Here is a 19,173-nt window from a genome sequence, read left to right as displayed (position 1 = left end):
CCCGCCTTCGATTCTATGCGTGAGCTGAAAGCCGCCCGGACCCGAGGGCACCGCCGGCGAGCGGCGAGTGCGACCGGGATTCGGGCGCTTGTTCGCAAAGTAGACTGGATCCGCCCCGCCTCCCCTCTCTCCAGGAGCCCGCGTGACCACCCCGAACACCCCCACCGCACACGTTCCCGACTCCGTCGCGAACGCCGCCGCGACCCCGGAGAAGGAGCAGCCGTACGCGGCGCTCGGCCTCAAGGACGACGAGTACGCGCGGATCCGCGAGATCCTCGGCCGCCGCCCCACCTCGGGCGAGCTGGCGATGTACTCGGTGATGTGGAGCGAGCACTGCTCGTACAAGTCCTCCAAGAATTACCTGCGCCGGTTCGGGCAGAAGGTCTCCGACGAGATGCGCAAGCGCCTCATGGTGGGCATGGGCCAGAACGCCGGCGTCATCGACGTGGGCGAGGGCTGGGCCGTCACGTTCAAGGCCGAGTCGCACAACCACCCGTCGTTCATCGAGCCGTTCCAGGGCGCTGCGACCGGCGTCGGCGGCATCGTCCGCGACATCATCTCGATGGGCGCCCGCCCGGTCGCCGTGATGGACGCCCTCCGCTTCGGCGCCATCGACGACCCCGACACGGCCCGCGTCGTGCACGGCGTCACCGCCGGCATCAGCTTCTACGGCAACTGCCTCGGCCTGCCCAACATCGGCGGCGAGACCGTGTTCGACGCCGTCTACCAGGCGAACCCGCTCGTGAACGCGCTCGCGGTCGGCGTGCTCCGCCACGAGGACCTCAAGCTCGCGAACGCCACCGGCGTCGGAAACAAGGTCGTGCTCTTCGGCGCCCGCACCGGTGGCGACGGCATCGGCGGCGCGTCCATCCTCGCCTCCGACACCTTCGCCGATGGCGGCCCCACCAAGCGCCCCGCGGTGCAGGTCGGCGACCCCTTCGCCGAGAAGGTGCTCATCGAGTGCTGCCTCGAGCTGTACCGCGAGGAGCTCGTCGAGGCGATCCAGGATCTCGGCGCCGCGGGCATCTCCTGCGCCACGAGCGAGCTCGCCGCGAACGGCAACAGCGGCATGCACGTGTCGCTGGACAACGTGCTGCTGCGCGACCCCAGCCTGACCGCTGAGGAGATCCTCATGTCGGAGTCGCAGGAGCGCATGATGGCGATCGTCGCGCCGGAGAAGCTCGACGCCTTCCTCGCCGTCGTTGCGAAGTGGGACGTGGAGACCTCCGTCCTCGGCGAGGTCACCGGCGACGGCCGCCTCGTCATCGACTGGCAGGGCGAGCGCATCGTCGACGTGGATCCCTCCACCGTCGCGGTCGACGGCCCGGTCTACGACCGCCCGGTCGCCTACCCCACCTGGATCGACGCGCTGCAGGCCGACGCCGCAGAGCTGCTCCCCCGCGACAACGACCCGGAGGCGCTCAAGCAGCAGTTCCTGGCGCTGCTGGAGAGCCCGAACCTCGCCGACACCCGCTGGATCACCAACCAGTACGACTACTACGTGCTCGGCAACACCGCCCTCGCGTTCCCCGACGACGCCGGCATGATCCGCGTCGACGAGGAGTCGGGTCTCGGCTTCGCCATCTCCACCGACGCGAACGGCCGCTACAGCCAGCTCGACCCGTACGCGGGTGCGCAGCTCGCCCTCGCCGAGGCGTACCGCAACGTCGCCGTCACCGGCGCCGAGCCCACCGCGATCACCGACTGCCTCAACTTCGGCTCCCCGGAGAACCCCGAGGTCATGTGGCAGTTCGGCCAGACCGTCGACGGCCTCGCCGACGGCTGCTTCGAGCTCGGCACGCCGGTCACCGGCGGCAACGTCTCGTTCTACAACCAGACCGGCGACGTGCCGATCCACCCGACCCCGCTGGTCGGCGTGCTCGGCATCATCGACGACGTCTCCCGCCGGATCCCGTCCGGCTGGCAGGACGAGGGCCAGAACATCTACCTGCTCGGCACCACCTCGACGGAGCTCTCCGGATCTGCCTGGGCCGACGTCATCCACGACCACCTCGGCGGGCTGCCGCCCAAGGTCGACCTCGCGGCGGAGAAGCGCCTCGCCGGCCTCATCGCCGCCGCCCGCGACGAGTGGCTGATCTCCTCGGCGCACGACCTCTCGGAGGGCGGCCTCGGCCAGGCGCTCGCCGAGGGCGTGATGCGCTTCGGCGTCGGCGCCCGGGTGTGGCTCACCGAGCTCATGGAGCGCGACGGCGTGGACGCCGCGACCGCCCTGTTCTCCGAGTCGACCGGCCGCGTGATCGTGACCGTGCCGCGCGAGGACGACGTGAAGTTCCAGGGCCTGTGCGAGGGCCGGGGCTATCCGGTGCTGCGCATCGGCGTGACCGACAGCGCCCCGCAGCTCGAGGTGCAGGACGTCTTCACGATCTCCGTCGACGAGCTGCGCGCCACGGCCCAGGCCACGCTGCCGGCCGCCTTCGGCCCGACCGTCGCGGAGCCCGTCGGCGCCTGACGCCACGAGGGGACGACGACGTGAACAGCACACCGGACCCTTCGACGGGCCCAGGGGCCGACGAGGATCTGTCGATCTACTCTGAGCGGCGGCAGCGCCGGATCCGCATCACGGCCTGGGTCGTGATCGTCGCGCTGATCCTCGTGGGCGGCGGATCCACCGTCCTCACGGTGCTGCTCGGCTGAACACGCGTCGCCGCGCGCCGGCGCGACGTCGCTCTCGGGCGCCGACACCGCACCGGTGCGCGATGGGATCCACGCGGGCGCCGCACCCGGTAGGTTCGACAGCATGCGACGCGAACGGGCGGTGACCCTGCAGGACATCGCCGACCGGCTCGGCGTGTCCCGCTCGACCGCGTCCTTCGCGATCACCGGACGGGGCCGCGTGTCGGAGGACATGCGGCGCCGGGTGCACGAGGTCGCCGCGGAGCTCGGATACCGTCCCAACACCGTCGCACGCCACCTCAAGGGCTCCCGCACCGGCATGCTCGCGCTGCGGCTGCCCCCGGACAGCACCACCCTGTCGTACTACATGGAGGCCACCTTCGGCATCGTCGAGGAGGCGAACCGCGCCGGCATGACCGTGATCATGCTGCCCACCGAGCAGAGCGCGGACCACGCCGACCAGCTGCCCGCCGACGCCGTGATCCTGCTCGACCCCGACCTCAACGACCCGGTCGTGCACACGCTGCTCGCCGGGCGCCTCCCGGTGATCACCGGCGAGCCCGTGCCCGCCGGCCTGCCCGAGCCCCGCGCCTGGGTGACCAGCGAGCACGCGCCCGCCGTGCGCGAGCTCATGGATCACCTCCTCGAGCGCGGGGTCCACCGCCCGGCGATGCTCTTCCCCGAGCTCACCGGATACTGGGCGATCACGGTGCGCGAGGCCTTCGAGGCCTGGTGCGCCGAGCACGGCATGCGGCCGCGCATCACCCAGGTGGAGCATCCCGCCCCGCCCGAGATCATCCACGCGGCCGTCGCGGAGCTGCTCACCGGGGACGACGAGGACCCGGTCGATGCGATCGTGTCGGTCTCCGACGGCACCGTGCTCAGCGTCGTCACGAGTGCGCAGCAGCTGGGCCGCCGCGTCGGCGCGGACCTGCTCGTGGCCGCCCTCGTCGACACCGAGGTGCTGTCGCTGACGCGCCCCTCGATCACGGCGATCGACCTGCATCCGCGCGAGTTCGGCCGCCGCTGCGTCCGCGCCGCGCTCGCCGTGCTCGATGAGGACGGCGACGCCGCTGCGATCCGGGAGGTCGTGCCGATCACCGTGCACCACCGGGCGTCCACCCGCGGCGACGCCTGACCGGCGCGCACGGGCGTGGCCGCTCGCCGCCCCTGCCTTCCGGGGGTGTTTGCGATGCTTTATCGATATTGCTATTCTTCTTGCACCCCGACCCATCGACCTCTGCGGCCGACGACGATGTCGCGTCCGCCTTCCAGGAGCAACATGTCAAAGTCCGACGAATCCCTCGCCTCACCGACCGAACTCACCGCCCAGGTCACCGAAGGGCGGTTCAAGCGCGTGCTCGGCGTGCCCTCGCTCGTGCTGTTCGGCCTCGTCTACATGGTCCCGCTGACGGCGTTCACGACGTACGGCATCGTCACGCAGCTGACCGGCGGACGCGTGGCCATGACCTACGTCATCACGCTCGTCGCGATGGTGTTCACGGCGCGCTCCTACGCGCGGATGTCCGTCGCCTACCCGTACTCCGGATCCGCCTACGTCTACACCCAGCAGTCCTTCGGCGGCGCCATCGGCTTCCTCGCCGGCTGGGCGCTGCTGCTCGACTACCTGTTCCTGCCGATGATCAACTACCTCATCATCGGGCTGTACATGGGCAGCAGCTTCCCGGGCGTTCCCTCGTGGATCTGGATCGTCCTCGCGATCGCCGTGGTCACGGTGCTCAACATCATCGGCATCGTCTCGGTCGCCCGCGCGAACTTCGTCATCATCGCGGTGCAGGCGATCTTCATCGTCGCGTTCGTCGCCCTCTCCGTGGGCGCGGCGGCCGGCCACGCAGCCGACCCGCTCGCTCCGTTCACCGGTGACGGCACCGTCGGCAGCTTCTTCCCGCTGTTCCAGGGCGCCGCGATCCTGTGCCTGTCGTTCCTGGGCTTCGACTCGGTCTCGACGCTCTCCGAGGAGGCGAAGGACTCCCGGCGCACCGTGCCGCGCGCCATCATGATCGTCACCGTCGCCGCCGGCCTGCTCTTCATCCTGCTCACCTACGTGGCGCAGATCGCCTACCCGTCGAACCACTTCACCTCGGCCGACACCGCGAGCATCGAGGTCGTCGCCTCGCTCGGGCAGCAGTGGCTCTCGGTCCTGTTCATCGCCGGCTTCATCGCCGGCAGTATCGGATCCGCCCTCACCTCTCAGGCTTCTGTCGCCCGCATCCTCTTCGCCATGGGACGCGACGGCGTGCTGCCGCGCGCCGTGTTCGGGCACCTGAACAAGCGCTTCGGCACCCCGGTGATCCCGATCCTCATCGTCTCGGCCGTCTCGCTGTACGCGCTGTTCGCCGACCTGCTCACCGTGTCGAACATGATCAGCTTCGGCGCGCTCATCGCGTTCTCCTGCGTGAACCTGTCCACGATCAAGCACTACTTCGTCGACCGCGGCGAGCGCGGCGGATGGCAAGCGCTCAACAACCTGGTGCTGCCCGGCATCGGGTTCGCCCTCACGGTGTGGCTGTGGACCAACCTCACCGGCATGACCTTCCTCGTCGGCCTCTCCTGGCTCGCGGTCGGCTTCGTGCTGCTGCTCATCGTCACGCGGTTCTTCCGCCGCCCCACCCCGACCCTCGATCTGAAGGAGTGACGTTGGTCGACACGATCGTCATCGGAGCGCGCGTGCACGCGCTCGCGCCGGAGACCGCCGAAGGCGCGGACGCCGTCGCGATCACGGACAGACGGATCAGCGCCGTCGGGCCGCGATCGGAGCTCCTGCCCCTCGCGGACGCCGGGACCGAGCTCATCACCCATCCGACGGCGACGATCATCCCCGGACTCGTCGACGCGCACAGCCACCCGATTTACAGCCTGGGCATCACCCGGGGGCTGTCGCTGACCGGCGTGCACACCTATGCCGAGCTCGTGTCCGCCCTCGAACGGGGCCGGGACGAGCAGGCGGGCGACGAATGGTTCCTGGCGTGGGGGCTGGATCCGACCGCGTTCGAGGGACGTCCGATCAGCAACGTCGCCCTGCACGAGGTGCTCGGCGCCGACCGCCCCGCCTACATCACCATGTTCGACGCGCATTCCGGCATCGCCTCGGCGGCCGCCCTCGCGCGCGCCGGCATCGACGCGCCGGTGACGCATCCGGACGGATCCGGTGCCGCGGGCGATGAAGACGGGAAGCTCACCGGGCACCTGATCGAGTTCCCCACCATGGAGATCGTCGAGCGGGTGCTCCCCGCGCTCGGCTTCGCCGACCGGGTCGCGCAGCTGCAGCGGCTGCTGTCGGACATGGCCGCCGTCGGCATCACCGCGGCGCACGTCATGGATCTGCAGGACGCCGACGCCCTCGACCTGCTCGCGGCGATCGAGGCCACGGCCGAGCTGCCCGTGCGCCTGCGGATCTCCCCGTGGGTCACGCCGGAGACGACGGACGAGGAGGTCGCCGCGCTCATCGCGATGCAGGGCCGCGGCGGCCGCCGCTACCGGGTCGAAGGGGTGAAGTTCTTCATCGACGGCACGGTCGAGGGCGGCACCGCGTGGCTGTCGCGCCCCGATGCGGAGGGCGAGGGCCTGGCGTCCGCGTGGACGCCCGCGGAGGCCTACGCGGAACGGGTGCGCCAGTTCGACCACGCGGGGGTGCCCACCGCGACGCACGCCATCGGCGAGCAGGGCATCCGGTTCGTCGCGGAGACGCTGGCGGCCCTGCCGCGCGGCGGGGTGCCGCACCGCATCGAGCACATCGAGTCGGTCGAGGACGACGTGATCGCCCTGATCGGCGCCAGCGGGATCGTCGCGAGCATGCAGCCCACGCACTGCACGCATCACGTGCGCCGGGACGGATCCGACGACTGGTCGCGCCGGCTCGGTGCGGAGCGGGCGGCGCGCGCCTGGCGCACCGCCGACGTCCGCCGCAGCGGAGCCGTGCTCGCCCTGGGCTCGGACTGGCCCGTCGCCGCCTTCGATCCGTGGGAGATCATGGCCGACGCCCAGGGTCGCCGCCGGGTCGCCGCTCCCGGATCCGCGCCCGTCGGGCCGGAGCAGGCGCTCACCGCCCTGGAAGCCCTCGAGGGGTACACGACGCACGCCCACTGGGCCGTCGCATCCGATGGCGGACGGCTCGTCCCCGGCGCGCCGGCGGACCTGGTCGTGGTCGACCGCGACCCGCTGACGGCCTCGCCCGAGGAGCTCCTCGGAGCGCGCGTGCTGCTCACCCTCGTCGACGGCGTGCCCACCGCCGCGGTCTGAGACGCGGCGGTCTGAGACCCGGACCTGCGCCCGACGCCCGGCGCCCTCGGCGCTCGGCCCTGGACGGCCGCGGGGCGCGGTCGGCCCTGGACGATTGCGGCGCGTTCGACCCCCGGCAGCCGCGACGCGCCTAGAGTGGCCCGCATGACCGTCGACAGCCGTGCCCAGCTCGAAGCGCTCCGCGCCGATGCCGCAGCGCAGGCCGATGCCGCGAGCGCGGCGCTGCACGACCTGCTGCATGATCGAGAGGGATCGCGCGACGACGACGAGCACGACCCGGAGGGCGTGACGCTCTCGTCGGAGTGGTCGCGCCTGACCGGACTCGCCGACGCCGCCGCCGAGAAGCTGCAGCAGGTGGACGACGCGCTCGCGCGCCTCGACGCCGGCACCTACGGCATCTGCGCCTCCTGCGGCGAGCCCATCCCGCCGGGGCGCCTGGAGGTGCGGCCGTTCGCCGAGTACTGCGTCGCCTGCGCGGAGAAGCTCGGCCACTGAGCGGAGCCGGTCCTGAGGAGGCTGCTGCGATCGAATCGCGGCCGATGACGACGCGGATCCGACCGGCATAGGCTGAGGGGCATCATGAACCCCTTCGACCAAGCCCTGCAGTGGTTCTTCGAGCACTGGTGGATCATCTTCATCATCGGCCCGGTCGCAGGTGGTGCCTTCGGCACCGTGAGCCGTTCCCTGGAGCGCGGCGCCAAGCGCCGGCACGAGCGGCGCATGGAGGCGCTGCGCCTCAAGGGCGAGATCAAGGCGGCGCAGCTCGCCGCACGCGGACGCATCGCTCCGCCGGCGTCGGCGCAGGCCGTGCCTCCTCCGCAGGGGAACGCGTCGAAGGAGCTGCTGCAGCGCCTGTTCGCGGAGCACGACGAGATCACCGCGCGCTGGTTGGACTACGAGCTGGACGTCGCGAAGATGATCGCGTTCCCCGCGATGAGCGACGGCCGTCAGCCGCTGACCGCGGCGTTCCTGCGGGCGAAGAAGATCGCCGATGCGCTGCGGCCGGGCTCGGCCGATGCGAAGGTGACCGAGCAGCAGGTCTCGGAGTACCTCGACGCGGTCGGCGACTACGCGGTGGCGTTCGAGGTCGCGGAGAAGGACGCGCGGCGCCTGCGCGACTCCACCTTCACCGACGATGAGCGCAAGCGCCTCGAGCGCGCCCAGCACATGCTGAAGGTCGCCGTCGACCAATCCGCCACGGCCGCCGAACGCCAGACCGCGTACCGTCGCGTGCGGGAGGAGCTGGACGGCCTCATCGACCTGTCCGACGCCGCCGTCGCGAACCTCGAGAAGAAGGTCGCCCTGCAGCTGGAGTCGAACCGTCCGACGGCAGCAGAACAGGATCCGATTCCGCACGCGGAGCCGGATCCGATTCCGCGGACCGCGCAGACCCCCGTGCAGGAACGACGCCCTGCCCCGGGGCCCGCCGCCGCGCCGCTGCCGCACCCGGAGCCCTGAGCCGGTGGCGACACAGGGCGCGCCGCTGCGCGTCGGGCTCATCGGCGCCGGCGGCATCGCCGCCTCGCACCTCGACGCCTGGCAGGCGATCGGCGCGGAGTGCACGCTCTTCTCGCGCACCCGGCCGGAAGCGCTGGCCGCGCGGTTCGGCGTGGAGATCGCGGACGACATCGACGCGCTCATCGACGTCGTCGACGTGGTCGGGGTGCTCGCGCCGACGCCGACGCACGTCGGCTATGCACTGCAGGCGGTCGCGCGGGGACGGCACGTGGTGTGCGAGAAGCCCCTCGCGATGTCGGCCGCCGAGGCGCAGCGGATGGCGGATGCCGCCGACGCCGCCGGCGTGCGGCTGTTCCCGGCCCACGTGGTGCGCTACTTCTCCGCGTATCAGCGGATCCAGCAGCAGATCGCGGCGGGACGGATCGGCGCACTGCAGACCCTGCGGCTGAGCCGGTCGGGCGCGGGTCCGGAGACGGGGTGGTTCTACGACGAGGGCGCCGGCGGCGGGCTCATCCGCGACCTGCTCATCCACGACATCGACCAGGCGCTCTGGCTCGCGGGCCCCGTGAAGGCGGTCGCGGCCCGGCAGGATCCGCCCAGCGTCGCCGGCCGGCTCGCCGCCCCGGTGACCGCGACCGTGGAGCTGCGCCACGAGAACGGCGTCGTCACCCGGATCGACGGCGGCTGGCTGGGCGAGGGCGCGCCGTTCCGCACCACGATCGAGGCGGCGGGCGCCGAAGGGGTGCTCGCGCACGACAGCGCCGCAGGGGCCGACGCCTCCGACGCGGTCGCCCCGGCCGGCCCCGCCGGACCGCCCGCCGTGGACGCCGGCTACCTCCCGCCGCCCACCGAAGACCAGCCCTACCGCGCGCAGATCGCGGACTTCGCGGAGGCGCTGCGCACCGGCGGCCCCGCCCGGGTGGCCCCGGCCGACGGCGTGGCAGCGGTCGCCGTCGTGGACGCGGCGTACGCCTCGATCGCCGCGGGTGGCGACGGAATCCCGATCGCCCGCTGACGCACGGCTGCTCCGCAGACACGACGGCGCGCTCCCGCCGGTTCGAGGAGCGCGCCGTCGTGCATCGCCGCTCAGGGCTGCGGGTAGTACGCCTTGCAGCCGACGGGACCGTCGATCGTGAAGGATCCGTTCTTGTAGAGCACCTTCGTCACGCCGAGGTTGGGCACGCCCGTGGGCGGCATCGCCGGGACGGCACCCGTGGTGTCGCGCATGTCGGGCGCGCCGGCGAAGCAGGAGATCGAGAGGCCGCTGGAGACGACGAACACCGTCTTCTCGTTCTTGTCCACGGCCTTGGCGGCGATCTCGGCGAGGGCGTCGGTCATCCGCGCGTCCACGTCCGTGCAGTCCTCTGCGGGCAGGCCCAGCTGAGGCGCGTCGGCGACCGCCTTGATCGCGGCCATCATCCCGTACAGGCCGTGCTGGGCGATCGCGATGCCCTGCATCGTCTGCCAGGCGCCGTTCTGTCCGTTCGCGTCGGCGGGCGCGGTCGGCGCCGCGTCGTGGTCGATCGTGTAGCCGAGGTGCTCGACCGCGGCGCTCCACAGCTCCTCGTTCCCCTTGCCCTCGTACTTGCCGAAGTTCACCTCGCGCAGGCGCGCATCCTGCGTCACCGTGAGGTTCGGCTGGCCGGCGCCCTGGAGTGCGTAGGTCGCGGTCTCGAAGTGCCGCTTGCCGTCGGCCGAGTACGCCTCTGCGAAGGGGCCGACCGCCGCGCCCAGGTTCGCGCCGACGGCGACGGCGAGCGGACGGCCCTCGTCGAGCCTGCCGACCGGTGCCGTCGCCACCGCCTTCGTGCCGACGAGCAGCGGCGAGTCCGACCAGCCCTGCACCGTGTCGGTCTGGTTCAGGATGGTGCGGCCATGGCGGGTGAGGTAGATCGCGACGGTGCGGTCCGCCTTGCTGTTGCCGGCGGCGACCGCCGTCGGCGTCGGAGCGGCCGCAGCGGAGACGGCGGTGAGGGTGGTCGCCGCGAGCAGTGCGGCCGTGACCGCCGCGACGCGGATGACGTGCTTGTTCGTGGTTCTCTCCTTGAGGGAAGGGCGGATCGAGGGGAGGACGGATCCGGGCGCGACGACGCGCCTCGATCCGGGACGGTGGTTCAGACGACGAGCGCCGTCGCGGTGAGGGCGAGCGGCGCGCTGAGACGGATGTCACGCGACGACAGCCCGACGCGGATCTCCGCCGGGCCGTCGGCGAGTTGCCAGCCATGCGCGACCACGTCGAAGTACGACACCACCCGCCGCGGGATCCGCACGCTCACGCGCTCGGACCTCCCCGGATCCAGTCGCACCTTCGCGAATCCGGCGAGCTGCTGCGGCGGCATGGGGACGGGGGCGGTGACGTCGCCCGCGTACACCTGGACCACGACGGCACCCGCACGGGCGCCGGTGTTGCGCACGGTGACCGTCGCGGTGCCCGCGTCGTCGCCCTCCGCGGGGGTGACGACGAGGTCCTCGAGCTCCCACGTGGTGTAGCCGAGACCGTGCCCGAACGGATAGGCGGGCTCCAGGTCGTGCGCGTCGAAGGCGCGGTAGCCGACGAAGACGCCCTCGTCGTAGTGCACCCGTCCGTCCACGCCCGGGTAGGTGCGGGCGTCGCGCGCCGGCGTCTGCGCGAGCTCCACGGGCAGCGTCAGCGGCAGCCGCCCGCCGGGCTCGGCGGCACCGGTGAGCACCCGGGCGAGTGCGTCGCCCTGCGCCTGCCCGGGGTACCACGCCTGCAGCAGCGCGGCGGGCTCCGCACCCCACCCGGTGACGTCGACGGGGGCGCCGGTCATCAGCACGACAATCGTGCGCGGATTCGCCGCGAGCACCGCGCGGATCAGGTCGTTCTGACCGGAGGGCAGCTGCATGCCGGGGCGGTCGTCCGCCTCCGCCTCGGCACCCGGGCGATGTCCACGGCGGGCCCGAGCGACACGTTGTGGTCGCTGGCCCGGCACTCCGCCCCGATGACCGAACCGTAGGCGGCGGCCTGGGCCGGATCCCAGGTGGCCGCGAGCGCGATCGGCGCCGGCAGCGACGTGGCCCTGCCCTCGTGCACGTCGCCCTTGTTGATCCGCACGCCCGCAGGGCCGTCGGCCATCTGGATGTCGGGCACGCCGAGCCGCGGCACGCCCTCGGCGAAGAAGCCGAAGTTCCAGTTCAGATCGCCCGTGACGAAGGCCACCTTCTCGTCGAGCGTCAGCTGCGCGAGGAGCTCCTCGACGCGCGCATCGGTGGCGGCGGAATCCCAGTCGGCGCCGGACTTCTCGGACATGCACCCTCCATCGGGCTGGGCGCGCCGCCTCGTTGCGGTGCGCGAGTGCACCGAGTCTGGCCGGAAAACCTTAACGAGTCAAGTATTCAGAATCGGTCGGTCAGCCGGCGTGCGAGACCGCCACGATCCCCTCCCAGAGCCGGCGCAGGCGCGCCACCATGTCGATCGTGTGATCGTTGAGCCACTGCAGCTGCAGGCCGTCCGCGGCAGCCACGAGCAGGTCGACCGCCGCGGAGACGTCGATGGCGGGACCGATCACCCCGTTCTCCTGGGCGCGCCGGATCACGCCGGAGAGCCCGTCGCGGAGCCAGGCGTACCGCTCGAGGAAGAACGCGTGCGCGGGATGCTCGGGGATGCTCGCCTCGGCGGAGAACTCGACGTAGAGCCGCACCAGGCCCGGCACCTCCGCGTTGTGCGCGATGACGGCGAAGAATCCCTCGATGGTCGGATCCGGTGCGAAGTACGTCTCGTGGTCGCGGAGATCGCGCGCGCGCAGCACCTCCTGGTACAGCTCCTCGCGCGACGCGAAGTAGTGCATGAGGCCGGCCTGGGTGAGCCCGACGCGATCCGCGATCTCCCGGTTCGACGCCTTCCGGCAGCCCTTCACGGCCACGACGTCGAGCGCGACGGAGAGGATCTCCTCGCGCTTCGCTGTCCCCTTGGCGTACGGACCCCGCTTCACGATTGCCAGACTACGTGGTCGCGTGCCGATCCTCTGCGCCGAAGGATGCCGCGCACAGGGTGCGCCACAGCTGCCGCAGACGTCCGGCCATGTCGACCTCGCGGTCGAGCAGCCATTGCACCTGCAGCCCGTCGGCCGCCACGATCATCTGCTCGGCGATGTCGGCCGCACACGCGTCGGGGCTCATCCGCCCGGATCCCTGGGCGATCCGCACATCTCCCGCCAGCGCCTCGCGCACCGCGGCGTACCGGCGCTGGAAGAACTCCCGGGACGGATGCCGCGGGTCGCCGGCCACCTCGGCGGCGTACTCGGCGAACAGCTGCACCAGGCCCGGAACCTGCTGGTTGTGCTCGATCACGGCGAGGAACCCGTCGATGCCGACCGGGGCGCGCGCGTACCGGGCCTCGTCGATCCGCGCGGTCGCCGGCGACATGCCGTTCGCTCCCGGTTTCGACATCACGCCCGTGGGCGTGTCCGACGCCGACACCGCGCGGCTGCGCGACGAGGCGGTCGCCGTCGCCCGCGACGCCGAGACGGCGCTCCTGTTCCTGGGCGTCCCCTCGCACGAGGAGTCGGAGGGCTACGACCGCGAGAGCATCGACCTGCCAGCGGCGCAGCTCGAACTCCTCGACGCGGTCGTCGAGGTGAACCCGAACGTCGTCGTCGTGCTCTCCAACGGCGGGGTGGTCGCCCTGCCGTTCGCCCGCAAGGTGCCGGCGATCGTGGAGGCGTGGCTGCTCGGCCAGGCCGGCGGATCCGCCACGGCCGACGTGCTGTTCGGCGACGTGAACCCGTCCGGCCGGCTCGCGGAGACCATCCCGCTGCGCCTCGAGGACACCCCGGCGTTCGGCAACTTCCCCGGCGAGCACGGGCACGTGCGCTACGGCGAGGGACTCCTCGTCGGCTACCGCTGGTACGACGAGAAGCAGCTCGCCGTGCGGTATCCGTTCGGGCACGGCCTGTCGTACACGACCTTCGCCTACGGCGACGCGACCGCCGCGGTGCGCGAGGACGGCGACATCGTCGTGCTGGTGCCGGTGACGAACACGGGCACCGTCGCCGGTCGCGAGGTGGTGCAGGCGTACACCGCGCTGCCCGGGTCGAGCGTGCAGCGCCCGCCGCGCGAGCTGAAGGCGTTCGCGTCGGTGCAGCTCGCACCGGGCGAAACCGCCTCGGTGGCGCTGCGGATCCGACGGTCGGAGCTCGCGTACTGGGACGTCCGGGTGGACCGCTGGATCGTGGAGGGCGGCGACTACGTCGTCGAGGTCGGCGCCTCCAGCCGCGACCTGCGCACCTCGACCACGGTCGCCGTGCCGGGCGATGAGGTCGTGCTGCCGACGTCGCTGAACTCGTCCTTCGACGAGCTGCTCCAGGATCCGGTCGTCGGCGCCGACCTGCGCGCGCTGATCGAGGAGCGCTACGGCACGGGCGAGAACCAGCTGCTGAAGATGCTCGGCAACTTCCCGGTCGGCCGCCTGGACGGGTTCCCGCTGCCTCGGGCGGACATGGTGGAGCTCGTGGAGCGCGCGCAGCGCGGCTGACGTCCGAACGCCGGCCTGCGGCACGGAGCCCGAACGGCACAGACGGCGGGGGCGCCGGTCAGCTCAGGCCGGCGCCCTCATCGTCGGACAGCGACAGCGGACGCACTACGACGCGACGGCGGTCGCGCACCCACACCCGGCCGCTCTCGCGATGCTCGGCACGCGTGGTGAACCGGTAGCGGTAGGCGACGGCACGCACCAGCGCCGGCCGCTCGCCCGCGAACGGGTCGTGCCGCAGCAGTCGCAGCGTCGGCGGATCCGCCTCCAGCAGGCGCACCAGGAGCATCGCGAACCAGTCCTCGTACATCCGGCCCAGCGGCAGGAACCACATCAGCCAGTCCAGCCGCAGGTGGTACGGCGCGAACTGCCGCGGGACCCGATGCAGATCGCCCGGCTTGCCCTTGAAGTCGTACTCCCGCCACTCCCCCGCGATCGGATCCGGATCCGCGTCGGGCCGCATCGTGCCCTCGATGACGATCTCGATCCGCTCCTTGGTGACCGTGCCGAAGGCCCCGTAGGCGTTGGCCAGCTGCCAGCGGTTGAAGGACGCGTTCATCGCCTGGGTACGCGAGAACAGGTTGCGCACGGCGGGCACGGAGAGCCAGACGTACAGCACGCCCACCGCGGTGGTCACCACGAACCAGGGCAGCCAGAGCCCGTCGACGACCCACGGCAGCGTCGTCGGCGCGTGCCGGGGAGCGCCGGACGGGATCCCGATCGCCGAGAAGGCGAGCACGATCGTCGCCCAGTTCAGCCACGCGAAGTTGCCCGTGAGCACGAGCCACAGCTGGGTCGCTATGACGACGGCCGCGCCCGCCGCGCCGACGATCGCGGGGACGGGGCTGGGGATCCACAGCCCCAGGATCGGGACGAGCAGCAGCCACGGCGCGCCGAGCTGGGCGACGTGGTTGCCGATCACCTCGAGCCGGTGGAACCACGCGGGCAGGAGGTGCGCCTGCCGGCTCAGCGGGCCCGGCATCGGCTGGGTCTCGTGGTGGTACATGAGCGCGGTGAGGTCCCGCCACTCGCGCCCGCCGCGGATCTTGATCATGCCCGCGCCGAACTCGAGCCGGATCACGAGCCACCAGAACAGCACGAGGATCACCGTCGGCGGCGGCTCGGACGCGGATCCGAGGAAGGCCGCGAGGAACCCGGCCTCCAGCAGCAGCATCTCCCAGCCGAAGCCGTAGAAGGTCTGCCCGATCGACGAGATCGACATGTACCCGAGCCAGAGCAGCAGGAAGCACACCATCGGCACCCACGGCGGGGCGAGCTGCGGGATCCCGGCGACGAGCGCTACGGAGACGGCGATGCCTGCGACGCAGAGGGTCACGAGGCGACGGTCGGTGTACCGGATCCGGCGGAACAGCGTCGGGCGCAGCAGCCTGCGGGCGCGGGCGGAGTTGCCCACCCACGCGAGCAGTTCGGGTGCGGGCAGCAGCCCGTGCTCGCCGAGCAGCGGCCGGAACTGGTTCAGCGTGCTGACGAACGCGACGAGGTACAGCGCGGCGATGCCTCGTTGGAGCACCTCTCGCGCGAACCCGAAATCGACCGCCGCGAAGCCGTCCATACCCGAAGGCTACGCGCGGGCTCCGGATCCGGACAGGTGGGTTGACACGCCTCGCGAGAGCAGCCCGCCCGGCGCCTGCTCCTGCGCGAGGCCTGCTCCTGCGCGACGCCTGCTCCTGCGCGACGCCTGCTCCTGCGCGACGCCTGCTCCTGCGCGACGCCTGCAGGGCCGTGCGACGCCCGCAGGATCCGATCGCGGATCCGGTCGTGCATCCGTCGCGGAGTCGTGCAGGCGTCGCAGCAGAGCGGGTGAGAAGGCGCCCTACTTCTTCAGCCAGGCGAACTCGTCGCCGTGCTTCCGGATCCAGGCGTCGATCGCCCGGGGCTCCTCGCCCTCGCCGAACTCGTTCACGACCGTGTCCTCGAGGGCGCCGTACTGCGCGTCGTCGAGCGTGATCTTCCGGATCAGGGCCGCCGCGTCGGGGTGCTTCGCGGCGAACCCCTTCGCGCCGAGGAAGTGCAGCCCCTCCGGCTTGCCCATCGCGCCCTTCGGATCCTTCAGGTCCTTCACCGGGAAGGCGCTATTGGCCCAGAACGGACGCCACAGCGTCACGGCGATGTCCTGCTTCTTGTCGGTCGCCGACTTCAGCTCGGTGAGCATCGCCGCCGTGGACGAGGTGACGAGCTGGTACTCGCCGTCCAGACCGTACTCCGGCATCATCTTCTGGGTCTGCGCAGTGAGGCCGGCCCCGGGCTCGATGCCGATGATCTTGCCGCCGAACTGCGCGCCCCTGCCCTTGAGCTGGTCGATCGAGTCGATGTCGGAGTAGGTCGGCACCGCGATCGTGAGGCGCGCGTCGCCGTAATACGTGCCGAGGTCGTCGATCGAGCCCCGGTAGGTGTCCATGTAGGCCTTCTGGGTGAGCTCCGGCCACGCGGAGGGGAAGATGTCCACGTCGCCCTGCGACAGACCCGCGTACAGCGGCCCGGCGTCGGAGAGCGTCTGCATCTTCACGTCGTAGCCCAGCTTGCCGAGCTGATCCTGCAGCAGGTACGCGGTGCTGCGGCCGTCGGTCCAGCTCGGCAGGAACCCGATCGTGATCGTGCCCTTGCCGCCGGACCCGGTCGCGTGCGACGGGGCCTTGCCGGCCATCTCGAGCGTGCCGCCCGCGCCGTCGCTCGCGCATCCGGTCAGGGCGACGAGAGCGGCGACGCCCAGCGCCACCAGGGTGGAGATCGTGCGCTTACGCATGCTGCAGCTCCTTCTCCTCGACGGACGCTTCCGGGGTCGCCTCGATCACGGCAGAGGTCGTCGCGAGGCGTCGCGCGCTGCGGCGGCGCGCCAGCATCCCGAGCAGCGACCCGGGGTGCTCGCCGAGCGAGCCCAGCGACGCCGTCACGCGGTCGAGGAACACCGCGATCAGCACCACGCCGAGACCGGCTTCGACGCCCTTGGCGATGTTGACGGTCGAGATCGCCTCGACCACGAGCTTGCCGAGCCCGTCGGCGCCGGCCATGCCGGCGATGACGGCCATCGAGAGGGCGAGCATGATCACCTGGTTGACGCCGGCGAGGATCGTCGGCATCGCGAGCGGCAACTGGATCCCGCGCAGGATCTGCGCCGGGGTCGCACCGAACGACTGCCCCGCCTCGACGGTCTCGGAGTCGACGCCGCGGATGCCGAGCTCGGTGAAACGCACGCCCGGAGGCAGCGCGAAGATCACCGTGGCCACGAGACCCGGCACGACGCCGATGCTGAAGAACACGATCGCCGGGATCAGGTAGACGAAGGCCGGCATGGTCTGCATGAAGTCGAGCACGGGCTTGAGCACCGCGCGGACGGTGGCGTTGCGGGCCGACCAGATGCCCAGCGGGATCGCGATCAGCACGGCGATCGCACCCGCGATGAGCACGAGGGCGAGCGTCTGCATCGCGGGGACCCACAGGCCCATCGCCACGATCAGCCCGAACGAGATCACGGTGCCGATCGCGAGCCGCCACGAGCGCACCAGCCACGCGATCAGCGCGGCGACGATGATCACGACGTAGAACCACGGCAGCAGCAGGAGGAAGCTCAGCCCGTCGACGAGGAACGACACGGCGACCGAGATGACGTGCAGCAGGCCGTCGAGGTTGTCCTTGATCCAGTCGACGGCGACCGCGACCCAGGATCCGAGGGGGAGGACGTTCATCGGGTGACCTCCTCGGTCGACGAGCCCGGCGCGGTGCGGGTGCTCCCCGTGGCGGGGGCGGTACCGGTGGCTCCGGCGGCCGAGCCGGTGGGGGCTCCGGTGGATCCGGCGGAGGCGGTGGGGGCGGTCCAGCCGTCGTCGAGGACGGCGTCGATCTCGGCCTGCGGCAGCGGCAGCACCGGCAGGTTGATCTCGCCCGTGGCTCCCGGTCCAGGGCCGAGCGCGGCGAGCAGGGTGATGCGCGGGATGACGCCGACGAGACGGCCCTCGGCATCGGCCACGGCCAGCGGCAGCGGCGACTCCACGGCCGGGATGAACAGGTTCATGAGCACCTCGCCCTCGTCCACGACCTGCGTGGCGGGCTTGAGCGCGGAGGTGATCGTGGTGGCGCCGCGGCGGATCAGCTTCACCACGTCGCGGTCGGTGACGATGCCGATCAGCTTGCGGTCGCGGCCCACGACGTAGGTCGCCGACATGAAGGCGTCGCGCATCTGCTTGAGCGCCGTGCGCGGGCCGGCGGTCTCGGAGACGACCGGACGCGGGCGCTCCATGACGTTCGCGGCGGTGAGCACGCGGGCGCGGTCGACGTCCTGCACGAACTGCTCGACGTAGCTGTTCGCGGGGTCGGTGAGGATGTCCTCGGGCGTGCCGATCTGCACGATGCGGCCGTCGCGCATCACGGCGATGCGGTCGCCGAGGAACATGGCCTCGTTGAGGTCGTGCGTGATGAAGACGATGGTCTTCTGCAGCTTCTGCTGCAGCTCGAGCAGCTGCTCCTGCATCTCGCGGCGGATGAGCGGATCCAGCGCGCTGAACGCCTCGTCCATGAGCAGGATGTCGGTGTCGGCAGCGAGGGCGCGCGCGATGCCGACGCGCTGCTGCATGCCGCCGGAGAGCTCCGACGGCAGCTTCTCGCCCTGTCCTCCCAGGCCCACGAGGGTCAGGATCTCCTCGGCCCGCGCCAGGCGCTCGGCCTTCCCGATGCCCTTGAGCTCGAGCGGGTACGCCACGTTCGCGGCCACCGTGCGGTGCGGCAGCAGGGCGAAGTGCTGGAACACCATCGAGATGCGGTCGCGGCGGATCTCGCGCAGCCGCGACGCCGGGATGCCGGTGATCGGGTCGCCGGCGACGAGGACGGATCCGTCAGTCGCCTCATGCAGCCCGTTGAGCATGCGGATGATGGTGGACTTGCCGGATCCGGACAGCCCCATGATCACGAAGATCTCGCCGCGCTTCACGGTGAAGCTCGCGTCGATGACGGCGGCGGTGCCGGCGTCGGACACGTCGGATCGGGTTTCGCCGGCCTTCAGACGGCGGATGGCCTGGTTCGGATTCTTCCCGAACACCTTGAACAGATGACGCGCTTCCAGAGCGGTTTCGGACACGTTTCCCCCGCGGCCTCACCCGTGCGGGGAGGCCTGCATCGGTCACGCCCGGGTGACGATCACAGGGCCGCTTCGACAGAGCCGTGCAGGCGGCGCGGGCGCAGGATTTCGGATCCTGCGCAGAGATCATCGACCGTACGCCCACGCCTCTTCGTGCACAGCAGAATCGAAAGAAGGACGCGGCCGCGGACTGGTCTTGGGGCCTCGCGGCCCGCATTCCAACGTAACGAGATCCCGATCC

18 protein-coding genes are annotated in these 19,173 nt (G+C 71.5%); 9 read left to right on the top strand and 9 right to left on the bottom strand.

From position 1 onward, the window contains the following. The first annotated feature begins 142 nt into the window (after positions 1-142). From purL to ACYQ1L_RS00990, 8 genes are all read left to right on the top strand, one after another. Positions 143-2,470, top strand: coding sequence for a phosphoribosylformylglycinamidine synthase subunit PurL (gene purL, locus ACYQ1L_RS01025; protein WP_460002349.1), 2,328 nt, complete (start codon positions 143-145; stop codon positions 2,468-2,470). Positions 2,471-2,490: 20 nt separating this feature from the next. Beyond that, positions 2,491-2,655 (top strand): hypothetical protein, encoded by a 165-nt coding sequence (locus ACYQ1L_RS01020; protein WP_460002348.1) that lies wholly within the window; start codon positions 2,491-2,493, stop codon positions 2,653-2,655. A 103-nt stretch (positions 2,656-2,758) separates the two neighbouring features. Beyond that, complete coding sequence (locus ACYQ1L_RS01015) at positions 2,759-3,772, top strand: LacI family DNA-binding transcriptional regulator (RefSeq protein WP_460002346.1); 1,014 nt, start codon at positions 2,759-2,761, stop codon at positions 3,770-3,772. A 144-nt stretch (positions 3,773-3,916) separates the two neighbouring features. Next, on the top strand, positions 3,917-5,290 hold the full coding sequence (locus ACYQ1L_RS01010; RefSeq protein WP_460002345.1) for an APC family permease: 1,374 nt from the start codon (positions 3,917-3,919) through the stop codon (positions 5,288-5,290). Between the two features lie 2 nt (positions 5,291-5,292). Further along, entirely contained in the window at positions 5,293-6,894 is a 1,602-nt protein-coding gene (locus ACYQ1L_RS01005) for an amidohydrolase (protein ID WP_460002344.1), read from the top strand. Positions 6,895-7,038: 144 nt separating this feature from the next. Beyond that, the gene (locus tag ACYQ1L_RS01000) at positions 7,039-7,389 is read left to right on the top strand and encodes a TraR/DksA family transcriptional regulator (protein ID WP_460002343.1); all 351 of its coding nucleotides are present in this window, start codon (positions 7,039-7,041) and stop codon (positions 7,387-7,389) included. An 84-nt stretch (positions 7,390-7,473) separates the two neighbouring features. Next, positions 7,474-8,352 carry a hypothetical protein gene (locus tag ACYQ1L_RS00995; protein ID WP_460002342.1) on the top strand — a complete coding sequence of 293 codons (879 nt, stop codon included), beginning with the start codon at positions 7,474-7,476 and terminating at the stop codon, positions 8,350-8,352. A gap of 4 nt (positions 8,353-8,356) precedes the next feature. Then, positions 8,357-9,367 carry a Gfo/Idh/MocA family protein gene (locus ACYQ1L_RS00990; protein WP_460002341.1) on the top strand — a complete coding sequence of 337 codons (1,011 nt, stop codon included), beginning with the start codon at positions 8,357-8,359 and terminating at the stop codon, positions 9,365-9,367. 71 nt (positions 9,368-9,438) lie between these two features. On the opposite strand, the gene ACYQ1L_RS00985 is transcribed toward ACYQ1L_RS00990, so the two are convergent. From ACYQ1L_RS00985 to ACYQ1L_RS00965, 5 genes are all read right to left on the bottom strand, one after another. After that, entirely contained in the window at positions 9,439-10,245 is an 807-nt protein-coding gene (locus ACYQ1L_RS00985) for a histidine phosphatase family protein (protein ID WP_460005740.1), read from the bottom strand. A 221-nt stretch (positions 10,246-10,466) separates the two neighbouring features. Continuing rightward, positions 10,467-11,219 carry a glycoside hydrolase family 3 C-terminal domain-containing protein gene (locus ACYQ1L_RS00980; RefSeq protein ID WP_460002340.1) on the bottom strand — a complete coding sequence of 251 codons (753 nt, stop codon included), beginning with the start codon at positions 11,217-11,219 and terminating at the stop codon, positions 10,467-10,469. Next, positions 11,189-11,623, bottom strand: a complete 435-nt coding sequence (locus tag ACYQ1L_RS00975; RefSeq protein ID WP_460002339.1) for a glycoside hydrolase family 3 N-terminal domain-containing protein — start codon at positions 11,621-11,623, stop codon at positions 11,189-11,191. Before ACYQ1L_RS00975 ends, ACYQ1L_RS00980 begins: the two co-directional genes overlap by 31 nt. Positions 11,624-11,723: 100 nt before the next feature. Further along, positions 11,724-12,305, bottom strand: coding sequence for a TetR/AcrR family transcriptional regulator (locus ACYQ1L_RS00970; RefSeq protein ID WP_460002338.1), 582 nt, complete (start codon positions 12,303-12,305; stop codon positions 11,724-11,726). 10 nt (positions 12,306-12,315) lie between these two features. Further along, positions 12,316-12,738 (bottom strand): TetR family transcriptional regulator C-terminal domain-containing protein, encoded by a 423-nt coding sequence (locus ACYQ1L_RS00965; protein WP_460002337.1) that lies wholly within the window; start codon positions 12,736-12,738, stop codon positions 12,316-12,318. Between ACYQ1L_RS00965 and ACYQ1L_RS00960 the strand changes: the two genes are divergently transcribed. After that, on the top strand, positions 12,737-13,846 hold the full coding sequence (locus ACYQ1L_RS00960; RefSeq protein ID WP_460002336.1) for a glycoside hydrolase family 3 C-terminal domain-containing protein: 1,110 nt from the start codon (positions 12,737-12,739) through the stop codon (positions 13,844-13,846). The genes ACYQ1L_RS00965 and ACYQ1L_RS00960 overlap by 2 nt on opposite strands. A gap of 58 nt (positions 13,847-13,904) precedes the next feature. Here the strand turns inward: ACYQ1L_RS00960 and ACYQ1L_RS00955 are convergent, their stop codons facing one another. The 4 genes from ACYQ1L_RS00955 to ACYQ1L_RS00940 all read right to left on the bottom strand — a co-directional run bounded on the left by ACYQ1L_RS00955 (position 13,905) and on the right by ACYQ1L_RS00940 (position 18,932). Further along, complete coding sequence (locus ACYQ1L_RS00955; RefSeq protein ID WP_460002335.1) at positions 13,905-15,416, bottom strand: lipase maturation factor family protein; 1,512 nt, start codon at positions 15,414-15,416, stop codon at positions 13,905-13,907. Positions 15,417-15,677: 261 nt separating this feature from the next. Next, complete coding sequence (locus tag ACYQ1L_RS00950) at positions 15,678-16,607, bottom strand: glycine betaine ABC transporter substrate-binding protein (RefSeq protein WP_460002334.1); 930 nt, start codon at positions 16,605-16,607, stop codon at positions 15,678-15,680. Beyond that, on the bottom strand, positions 16,600-17,547 hold the full coding sequence (locus tag ACYQ1L_RS00945; protein WP_460002333.1) for an ABC transporter permease: 948 nt from the start codon (positions 17,545-17,547) through the stop codon (positions 16,600-16,602). Before ACYQ1L_RS00945 ends, ACYQ1L_RS00950 begins: the two co-directional genes overlap by 8 nt. After that, positions 17,544-18,932, bottom strand: coding sequence for a quaternary amine ABC transporter ATP-binding protein (locus tag ACYQ1L_RS00940; protein WP_460002332.1), 1,389 nt, complete (start codon positions 18,930-18,932; stop codon positions 17,544-17,546). The genes ACYQ1L_RS00945 and ACYQ1L_RS00940 overlap by 4 nt, the downstream gene beginning before the upstream one ends. Between the last annotated feature and the right edge of the window lie 241 nt (positions 18,933-19,173).

Source organism: Microbacterium xylanilyticum, from assembly GCF_054654695.1.
This window is presented reverse-complemented; position numbering and strand designations above follow the sequence as displayed.

What these genes read in the sequence shown, in the direction of transcription:
- ACYQ1L_RS00980 (WP_460002340.1), bottom strand. Translation starts at nt 11,219, where the DNA reads ATGCAGCTGCCCTCCGGTCAGAACGACCTGATCCGCGCGGTGCTCGCG.
- ACYQ1L_RS00960 (WP_460002336.1), top strand. Translation starts at nt 12,737, where the DNA reads ATGCCGTTCGCTCCCGGTTTCGACATCACGCCCGTGGGCGTGTCCGAC.
- ACYQ1L_RS00995 (WP_460002342.1), top strand. Translation starts at nt 7,474, where the DNA reads ATGAACCCCTTCGACCAAGCCCTGCAGTGGTTCTTCGAGCACTGGTGG.
- ACYQ1L_RS00975 (WP_460002339.1), bottom strand. Translation starts at nt 11,623, where the DNA reads ATGTCCGAGAAGTCCGGCGCCGACTGGGATTCCGCCGCCACCGATGCG.
- ACYQ1L_RS00955 (WP_460002335.1), bottom strand. Translation starts at nt 15,416, where the DNA reads ATGGACGGCTTCGCGGCGGTCGATTTCGGGTTCGCGCGAGAGGTGCTC.
- ACYQ1L_RS01010 (WP_460002345.1), top strand. Translation starts at nt 3,917, where the DNA reads ATGTCAAAGTCCGACGAATCCCTCGCCTCACCGACCGAACTCACCGCC.
- ACYQ1L_RS01000 (WP_460002343.1), top strand. Translation starts at nt 7,039, where the DNA reads ATGACCGTCGACAGCCGTGCCCAGCTCGAAGCGCTCCGCGCCGATGCC.
- ACYQ1L_RS00950 (WP_460002334.1), bottom strand. Translation starts at nt 16,607, where the DNA reads ATGCGTAAGCGCACGATCTCCACCCTGGTGGCGCTGGGCGTCGCCGCT.
- ACYQ1L_RS00945 (WP_460002333.1), bottom strand. Translation starts at nt 17,547, where the DNA reads ATGAACGTCCTCCCCCTCGGATCCTGGGTCGCGGTCGCCGTCGACTGG.
- ACYQ1L_RS00965 (WP_460002337.1), bottom strand. Translation starts at nt 12,738, where the DNA reads ATGTCGCCGGCGACCGCGCGGATCGACGAGGCCCGGTACGCGCGCGCC.
- ACYQ1L_RS01015 (WP_460002346.1), top strand. Translation starts at nt 2,759, where the DNA reads ATGCGACGCGAACGGGCGGTGACCCTGCAGGACATCGCCGACCGGCTC.